4 protein-coding genes and 1 pseudogene are annotated in these 5696 nt (G+C 29.5%); 1 reads left to right on the top strand and 4 read right to left on the bottom strand.

Annotated elements, in window-relative coordinates:
- Positions 1-381: 381 nt before the first annotated feature.
- Positions 382-573: an EscE/YscE/SsaE family type III secretion system needle protein co-chaperone gene (locus Q0649_RS10415; RefSeq protein ID WP_298841205.1), complete on the bottom strand. Its 192-nt coding sequence runs from the start codon at positions 571-573 to the stop codon at positions 382-384.
- A 1090-nt stretch (positions 574-1663) separates the two neighbouring features.
- On the opposite strand from Q0649_RS10415, the gene Q0649_RS10410 reads away from it, so the two are divergent.
- Positions 1664-2557: a PhzF family phenazine biosynthesis protein gene (locus Q0649_RS10410; RefSeq protein ID WP_367179374.1), complete on the top strand. Its 894-nt coding sequence runs from the start codon at positions 1664-1666 to the stop codon at positions 2555-2557.
- A 143-nt stretch (positions 2558-2700) separates the two neighbouring features.
- Here the strand turns inward: Q0649_RS10410 and Q0649_RS10400 are convergent, their stop codons facing one another.
- The 3 genes and pseudogenes from Q0649_RS10400 to Q0649_RS10390 all read right to left on the bottom strand — a co-directional run.
- Positions 2701-4158 (bottom strand): ATP-binding protein, encoded by a 1458-nt coding sequence (locus Q0649_RS10400; RefSeq protein ID WP_298841202.1) that lies wholly within the window; start codon positions 4156-4158, stop codon positions 2701-2703.
- Positions 4159-4422: 264 nt separating this feature from the next.
- Positions 4423-5022, bottom strand: coding sequence for a DUF3794 domain-containing protein (locus Q0649_RS10395; RefSeq protein WP_298841200.1), 600 nt, complete (start codon positions 5020-5022; stop codon positions 4423-4425).
- A gap of 296 nt (positions 5023-5318) precedes the next feature.
- Positions 5319-5696, bottom strand: a pseudogene (locus Q0649_RS10390) (hypothetical protein); the annotation flags it as partial.

The raw sequence follows: 5696 nt of genomic DNA, 5'->3' as shown, positions 1-5696 counted from the left end.
AAGTATATCAAACCGTAGGTTAATTTACATTACGGTGCTTGTTCCATCGCTTACCTAAAGGTATGACATTTTTGCTCATTTTATAATGACATTTATAAAAAAGATGTTCATGAAGAACATCTTTTTTACTATATACAATTTCGTTTATCTGCTGGTAAATGTAGCCATTCCATTATCTCCACTGTAAGGAGGCGACCCTAATCTAATTGCATTTTCATTAAAAAACTATATTCTGTTAAAGTCTGTAAATACAAACTCTGTCTATATGACTAACTTTCATGATACTGTTATAAAATACGAACTTGTAGAAAAGCGTGAAAATCTAATAAGTTAAAATTAGTAAAGGAGAGGTATAAGGCAAACCCCTCCTTTGCTGAAAAATTATTCCTGATAGTTTGAAATTGTAGAATTTGCATTTTGTAAAGCAGCATCTACGGAATTAAGCGTATTTTGAATTTGTTGTTTATTTTCAGGTTTTTCTACTGAACTTAGTGCATTGGTTAAACAATTTTTAGCTTCTTGAAGATGATTTGTTACATCTTGAACATGTTGTTTAGCGTTTTTAGTTTGCATTTAATTATACCTCCTTTATTTTAAAATATGTATTTAGAATGTTTTATACAATAACAGTATTTGCAATTTAGTATAAAAAATACATGAAAAGATATAGTTTGTTTTTTACATTTGAGAAAAGTTAGAATAAAGGGCAGTATCTATGTTCATTTATATTTACCTTTTATACCGTATGAAAGAAATGATGCAAGGGACAAGCAGGACAATAATTATAACTAATAAAATTAAATGTCTTGTTAATATAGTATGAATTATAATCACCTCAATGTATATTATGTGTAGTTTAATATAAATTATTAAAATAACAAACCAGAACAGTTAATACATACTGTGAAATGTTTGAATTCAGATGTTGAGCCGTTAAGAATATACTTAAATGATGATAGCAAGCCACTATTCATTAATTTCTTACCCCAAGTATTACGCCCGTTATAGATACGGTAGTAACAATTTTATAATAAGCATAATAATATGTACTAATAACAAATGAAAATTAATGGGACGAGCTTAAGGAATAACTAAAATGAATATAAGCTTTTAAAAGGGGGTATATAGGTATGTGTTGCTGGTGGATACTATTATTATTACTATTTGACGATTATGGTTGTTTAAAAATCAATATAATATCAAAGGACAAATGTCATGAATTTTCAATTTCATGGCATTTGTTTTATAACTATATCTTAATTCTTTCAAAATAAAAGTAATTGGAGATAATACCTTTTTTATTCAATTTATTTGATAATTATAAAATGTAGATTAATGTTTTGGATCTTATATTAATACTAATTAATTTTGTAAATCAAAAATAAATTTTATAGTGATATAAAGGACAATTTTACCTATTTATACAAAGTATAAAGGGGAATTATGAATGTTTGCTGAATTATGTAAAGATAGTGTGCTAAAGCAGACAATATGTTAACTTTATATAATGTCTATAATTAGAAGTTGGAAAAATGAATACATAATTCATGAGTTGAATCATTTTTAATCATGCAGTAACCCATATATCTATCGGAGTATAGACGGATGCTTGCCTATTTGAATAAAAATTAAACTAGGAAAAGATTTTGCTTCGTTAATTGAAATGGTGGTTGATACAACAATTAATTCAGATGAAAAGGTGTGTGGCGAGTTGCAGGAAATTAAACCAGATTGCATTGTATCGGATTCTGTATGCTTTTGGGGAAAGCTGTTCGCCGCTAAATTAAATATTAAATGTGTATGCTCAACGACAACATTCGCTTTTAATCTACATACAGCAAGAATGATGAAGCGTGGCGTTGGGGAATTTATACGCACTATAATTGGTATGCCGCGCATAAATAAAAAGATGAAGCTTTTGAAAGCAAACGGATATGAGGTTAAGAATTTTGTTTCTATCATTCAAAATGATAATGATACCAATACCATAGTATATACATCTAAGAAATTTCAGCCCATGGCTGAAACATTTTCGGACAAATATGCGTTTGTGGGACCATCTGTGACTGATGTGGAAACTCAAGAGGTAAGACATGAACGAAGAACGGTTTACATATCATTAGGCACCGTATTAAATAAAAACAACAGTTTTTATGAAAACTGCATCAAAGCATTAAAAGAATGTGATGTGGATGTGATCATGTCTGTGGAAGAAAAAACAGACATTTTAGCTTTGGGAGAAGTACCGTCTAACTTTGATGTTGAAGATAAGGCAGATGTGATTTTAATGGTTATAGATAGTGATGAAAAAGGAATAGATTTTAATATTAGATATTTCGCTCCGGAAAATGAAGTCGAAATTGCAGGGCACCATACAGTTGCTGCATTTATTGCACTTGCGAAAGAAGGAGCACTAGGTTCAATAATAAAAAATAAGCATTTAATTAAGACAAATGACGGAATAGTTATCGCTATGCATTACAGGACAAAGGCATTAGGGATACCGGGTTATTTGTTTTTGACACGGTTGATAAATTTATTTCGCTTTCAGGATTAAAAGCAAAAGAGTATGAGAAACTGGAACTAAATAAAGCAAATATGAAAGATTATTTAGGGATTGTTGTCCTTAAATATAATTATGATTCCCATTTGTAAGCTTTAGATATTTTTAAACGCAAAAAACTTAATATTATACACCGTTTACGTAAAATTATTTAAGGAATATATATCCGAAAACTCAATATGCATTTTTTCAATATTTTCTTGTGGATCAGCTTCAAATTCCCCCAGTATGACGTTCTCTTTAGACACTACTATTACTGGTAATGCAATTATAAACTCTGTTCCTTTGCCGTATTCACTAAATACAGAGATTGTACCTTTATGTAACTCCACAAGAGATTTTACTAGGGACAATCCAATGCCGCTGCCCTCATGATCTCGTGTAAGTGACTTATCTACCTGTCTAAATCTGTCAAAAATAATATTTAACTTATCATTTGGAATACCTATTCCTGTATCTTTTATTGATATTATAATGTTTTTCCCTTTATCATACATATTTACTGTTATATCTCCATTTGGCTTTGTGAACTTTATTGCATTAGCAAGTATATTTAGTATAATTCTTTCAATCTTTTCTGAATCACAAGCTATTATACACTCTTCTATATCAGTATCAAAAACCACATCAATGGATTTAGATTTGATATATTGAGCTACCGACAGCGTAACACTCTCAACAATATTTACGATATTACAATTTTGTAGATTCAAATCAAAAAAACCTGCATCAAGTTTTGTAATATCAATTATATTATTAACAAGTCTTAATTGTCTGTAACAATTTTGCTTCATTATGTTACAATACTTTTTTAATCTTATTTTTAGCTCATTAATATCATTACAACTTGTATAAGTATCCAAAAGCTGTAAGGCAGATAAAATTACATTTAAGGGTGTTCTTAGTTCATGAGAAAGATTACTGAAAAACTCCGACTTTAAAGTTTCTGATAAAACTGTTTCATCTAATAATTTCTTGTTTGTTATATCCACAAGAGATAAGACGACTCCGTTAATTGAATTCTTAGATGTACAGTAGGGGGCACATTTCAATAAATACCAGCTTCCGTTGTTACTTTGAATTTCCTTCTCATATGCCTTATGACTACCTAATACTTCACTTGCACCAATATATAAGTCATCATCGATCAGATTATTAGATATGTCATTCAGTGGACGTTCAATATCCTGGCCCTTAATATTTAGCTCTTTAGTAATGCTTGGTGTAAACTTTCTTATACAAAGATTTTCATCAAGAAAAATAGTTCCAATATCAGTACTGTAGAAATAGTTTGTCATATCGTCGTATAGATCAACTAATTCTTGATTCTTATATTGATACTGGGTGTTAAGCTTTAGTAATTCATCATTTGTTGCTCGATATTCTTCGTTTATATTCTGTAATTCTTCATTGTAAACAAGATGCTCCTCATTTGATGCTTGGAGACATTCCTTGGTATATTGCAACTCAAGTTCAAGTTGTATATTTCTTTCATTTAACTTCTTTTCTAAATCATGTTTCTCTATATGTTCATTTTTATCAATATTATCGTTATTATAATGCTGCACCATTATAACTGGCATTATATTTTTCATAATGAATATCTCCTTTTATTTAATTATTACCTTATTGGGGCCTTAATGAGACTATATATCTATAAATACCCATAATTACCTTTTAATTATAGTACTTTTGGTACCATAATGCACCCGCAACTTTCGCCATTCTCTGCATATAGTATTTTTGAAGCAGTACATCCTTTTGTATTTTAGAATAAATTTATGTTATGAATATAAAATAGTATAAGACACTGCATTTTACAGCAATGTCTTAACTTAGCTACATTTATATTAAGGATGTTATTTTACACAAACATGTCCAATCCTTGTAATTTTAAGCTTGATTTTTATAATCATTTTTTCTAAAAGTGTATTATAAGTGACTGCAAAATCTGGTGCACCTATTGCAACATCATTTGGATCCAATAACTCTTCTTTCTCGCCTTCTACAAAGGCACTTAATATTTCAACTTGATCAGTTTTATAGATAGGCTCTTTCGATTTTACTTCAACAAATGTTGCAAATGGTATTCTTGTTGTAAACTGGAATACTGGTCCACCAACAGCCTGTCCTGTAAAATCGGTTATTGTCTTGTAGAGTATATTTTTATCAATAAAGCCATCTATTATTACTTTTGCTTTCCATGATGATTTACCATCCTCAGGGTCACAAACTGATACCAATTCAAAATTTGTAATTATAACCTCTTTATCAATACCAATAATACGAAAAATAGGAGGATTTGGTGGTGCTATTGTTATTTGACTTACTACGAATTCTTCTTTTTCTCCAAAGCCTTTAATTACAGGAACCTGGAGAACTTTTTTTGGTTCTGGGGTTGGCTTAGTTAAACACACCGGTTTATGGTACTGGTTAATATATGACTTATCACAATTCATATTGTTCACTACTCCTTTAGTAGGTTATTTAATAACATAGTTCAATAATGAGAATACTCCATTAAGATCAATGTTATGTACTCCTTTGTTTGTAATATATTCTATGCATTTAAATTGTTTGTGTTACTAAAGGTATTGTAGTCAATGACTTTTTTCAAAACTGTCATTGTATACCTATACAATAACAGTTTTGAATATGAAAATCGATTGATATAGGCGTTAAAAAGGATTTCACAACAAATATACTAGCTCTAACAAAAGTTACTCAACATTAGTTATCTTTAATTAATGAGGGGTTAATCTATCATGTTATCATCAGCTATAAAATCAATATCAACATTTTTCTCGCGAAGATTTTTAATATAAATAACTGCGCACCTAAAAGTCTTTTTATTCTTTGAATTTTCTTGTCTAACTGAAAAATTCACAGGCTTATTGTAGCATTTACAATACTGCATATTACTTAATTGTTTTTTGAAACTATTAAGTGGCAATACCTCATGAGTCACATTATGCTCTCTACAGTACTTTACAAATCTATCGTAAAAGCATGTATAATTAAGGCGAAGTACGAAATCTCCATCTAAATCAAGAACTGCATCATAGTCGATATTTCTATAAAGTTCATTATTAGCTGCCATACGATTCATAGTTTCAAAATTTTGTTCTATAAC

This window comes from uncultured Clostridium sp., assembly GCF_937920395.1.
GTDB lineage: Bacteria > Bacillota > Clostridia > Clostridiales > Clostridiaceae > Clostridium_AD.
This window is presented reverse-complemented; position numbering and strand designations above follow the sequence as displayed.